Genomic DNA, 3017 nt, shown 5'->3' with positions numbered 1-3017 from the left:
CGATGACGCTGGCAGCCTGACACCCCGCGGTGTCCGGTCCACCATCGCGAGCGTGCTCGCTCCTACAGGGGGCCGGGTGAGAGGTATACCTTGATCAGATCATTCAAACGCTGGCTCCCCCGAGCCACCTCACTGCTGCTCTGCCTGCTGTTCTGGCAACTCGCCGCCAGCCACCACTGGAACCTGGGCCTCGTCACCTTCGCCAACGTGCCCACGCCACTGGCCGTGATCGAAGCTGCGCTGGGCCTGGGCGACTCCGGCAAACTCGCCCAGCATCTGGGCAGCAGTCTCGGCCGGGTGTTCGCCGGTTACCTCGCCGCGCTGGTCATCGGCATCGCACTTGGCCTGGCCATCGGCCGTTCGAAATGGGCCGAAGACCTGCTGCTGCCACCGCTCGAAGTGCTGCGCCCGATCCCGGCCGTGGCGTGGATTCCGCTGGCGATCCTGATGTTCCCCTCGTCGGAACTGTCGATGGTCTTCATCACTTTCACCGGCGCCTTGTTCCCGATTCTGCTCAACACCGTGCACGGCGTCGAAGGCGTCGACCCACGGCTGATCGCATCGGCGAAAAGCCTCGGGGCAGGGCGCCGGGCGATGCTGCTGGAGGTAATCCTGCCGGGCGCCGCGCCGAGCATCATCACCGGCCTGGCCATCGGCATGGGCACCTCGTGGTTCTGCCTGGTGACGGCGGAAATGATCTCCGGCCAGTTCGGCATCGGCTATTACACCTGGGAGTCCTACACCATCCAGAACTACCCCGACATTGTGGTCGGCATGTTGCTGATCGGCGTTCTGGGGATGGGCAGCAGCCTGCTGATCAAACGCCTGGGCGGACTGTTCACGCCCTGGCACCGACCACGAGGAAAAGCCTGATGAGCAGTTTTCAGCAGCCCGAAGGGCGCATCGATATCCGCGAATTGTCGATCAGCCTGGGCGAAGGCAAAGCCGCCTTCGAAGCCGTGCAGGGTCTGGATTGCCAGATCGAACCGGGCCAGTTCGTGTGCATTCTCGGGCCGTCCGGTTGTGGCAAATCCACCTTGCTCGGCGCCCTGGCCGGGCACCTGCAACCGCGCAGCGGCAGCCTCAAGGTCGATGGCGCGCAGGTCGCCGGGCCGTCTCCGCAACGGGGCATGGTGTTCCAGCAACACACGCTGTTTCCCTGGCGCACGGTGCGCGACAACGTCGCCTTCGGCCTGAAAATGCGCGGCATCGGCAAGGCCGAACGGCACCGGGCCGCCGATGAAATCCTTGCGCTAGTCGGCCTGGAAGGCTTCGCCGAGCGCTGGCCGAACCAGCTGTCCGGCGGCATGCAGCAGCGGGTCGAGATCGCCCGGGTGCTGGTCAACCGTCCGCGCCTGTTACTGATGGACGAGCCGTTCGGCGCCCTCGATGCTTTGACTCGCCTGAACATGCAGGAGCTGTTGCTCGACATCTGGACGCGAATTCGCACCACCGTGGTGTTCGTCACCCATGACATCGACGAAGCGTTGTTCCTCGCCGATCGCCTGCTGGTCATGAGTTCGCGCCCGGGCGGGATCATCGAAGACCTGCGCCTGGATTTCCCAAGGCCGCGCACCACCGAACTGGTGACCAGCCACGAGTTCTCCCGCTTGAAACGCCATTGTCTGGAGCTGCTGCATCACCAGGACGGTCGGCAACTGCCGCGCCTGAACCCGCTCGGACTTCCCACAGAAAACAAACTGCCGCGATTTGCCCTATGACCCAACTATTCGATGTAACCGAAAACGATGACATTCTGGCCCTGCAACCGCGCCTGACCGACGAGGATGCCGGCGTGCGCCGCATTGCCCTGATCGAACTGGCGGACCTTGAGGAACCTGACGGCCTGCTGTGGCTGATCGATCGACTGGCCGATGACCCGAGCGAAGAGGTTCGCGCCGAAGCTGCGCGGTTGCTCGAAGCCTGGGAGGACGCGCCGGTGGTCGAGGCCCTGTGCCAGGCCCTGACCGATCCGTCGCCGGCGGTGCAGGCTGCCGCCGCGCAAAGCCTGAGCCTGCTCAAGAGCGCGGAGGCGGGAAGGGTGATCCTGCCGTGGACCGGGCATGCCGACAGCGGCGTGCGCATCGCCGCGTTCCGGGCCTTGCGCGAGTTGCGCCTTGCCGAGGCAGCGCCAGCGGCATTGCAGGCGTTGAGCGACCAGGACGCCAGCGTTCGCCGCGAAGCGGTGGGCGTGCTGGGCTGGCTCAAACAGCTCGATGCCTTGCCGGCACTGGCGCGCCTGGCCAGCGATGATGCGGACACCGAAGTGCGCCGCGCTGCCACCGGAGCCCTGGGCCTGGCCTCCGATTCGCAGGTGCTGCCGGCCTTGAGTCAGGCCTTGCGGGACCAGGCCTGGCAGGTTCGCGAGGAGGCCGCGACCACCCTGGGCAAGGTCGGTCACGCCGACGCCGGCCCCGCCTTGATCGAAGCCCTCGGCGACGACTATTGGCAAGTGCGCCTGCGCGCCACCCGCAGCCTCGGCCGCCTGCGCTACAAAGCCGCCCTCGATCCGCTGATCGAAACCCTCTGCCATCGCATCAGCAACCTGCGCAAGGAGGCCGCGCTGGCGCTTGGGGAATTGAACGATAAAGGCGCCATCGCACCTTTGCAGGCCGCCCAGGACGACGGCGATCCGGAAGTGCGCAAAGCGGTGCGCATCGCATTGAGTCAGCTGCAATGAACCCGCTGGCGATCGGCAATTCAAGCAGCAAACACCAGTTGCGCCTGAGCTGGCCAGATGGCCGTGTGCAGTTGCTGGATCATGCCCAATTGCGCCGCCAATGCCCGTGCTCGCAATGCCGGGCGTTTCGCTTGCGCGGGATGACGCCGCTGGTGGATGAGCGGGTTCGGGTGATCGAATTGAATCCGCAGGGGTATGGTGTGCAGCTGGTTTTCAGCGACGGCCACGAACGCGGGATCTATCCCTGGGCCTATCTCGCGGACCTGGGACTTGAGACAACTGAGATCTAATGTGGGAGCGGGCTTGCTCGCGAATGCGGTGCGTCAGCCACCATTGA

4 protein-coding genes are annotated in these 3017 nt (G+C 65.4%); all 4 read left to right on the top strand.

Annotation, left to right across the window (positions count from 1 at the left end; all coding sequences use genetic code 11):
- Positions 1–90: 90 nt before the first annotated feature.
- Genes ACW9JE_RS29940 through ACW9JE_RS29925 form a run of 4 tightly spaced genes read left to right on the top strand, consistent with a single transcriptional unit; the run spans position 91 to position 2970 of the window.
- On the top strand, positions 91–873 hold the full coding sequence (locus ACW9JE_RS29940) for an ABC transporter permease (protein ID WP_457434811.1): 783 nt from the start codon (positions 91–93) through the stop codon (positions 871–873).
- Positions 873–1721, top strand: a complete 849-nt coding sequence (locus tag ACW9JE_RS29935; RefSeq protein WP_457434810.1) for an ABC transporter ATP-binding protein — start codon at positions 873–875, stop codon at positions 1719–1721. Before ACW9JE_RS29940 ends, ACW9JE_RS29935 begins: the two co-directional genes overlap by 1 nt.
- Positions 1718–2680, top strand: coding sequence for a HEAT repeat domain-containing protein (locus tag ACW9JE_RS29930; RefSeq protein ID WP_457434809.1), 963 nt, complete (start codon positions 1718–1720; stop codon positions 2678–2680). The genes ACW9JE_RS29935 and ACW9JE_RS29930 overlap by 4 nt, the downstream gene beginning before the upstream one ends.
- Positions 2677–2970, top strand: a complete 294-nt coding sequence (locus ACW9JE_RS29925; protein ID WP_457434808.1) for a DUF971 domain-containing protein — start codon at positions 2677–2679, stop codon at positions 2968–2970. The genes ACW9JE_RS29930 and ACW9JE_RS29925 overlap by 4 nt, the downstream gene beginning before the upstream one ends.
- The last annotated feature ends 47 nt before the right edge of the window (positions 2971–3017 follow it).

It is taken from the genome of Pseudomonas sp. SDO55104_S430 (assembly GCF_054070595.1).
Note: the sequence above shows the minus strand (reverse complement) of the source record. Positions and strands in the feature narration are given on the sequence as shown.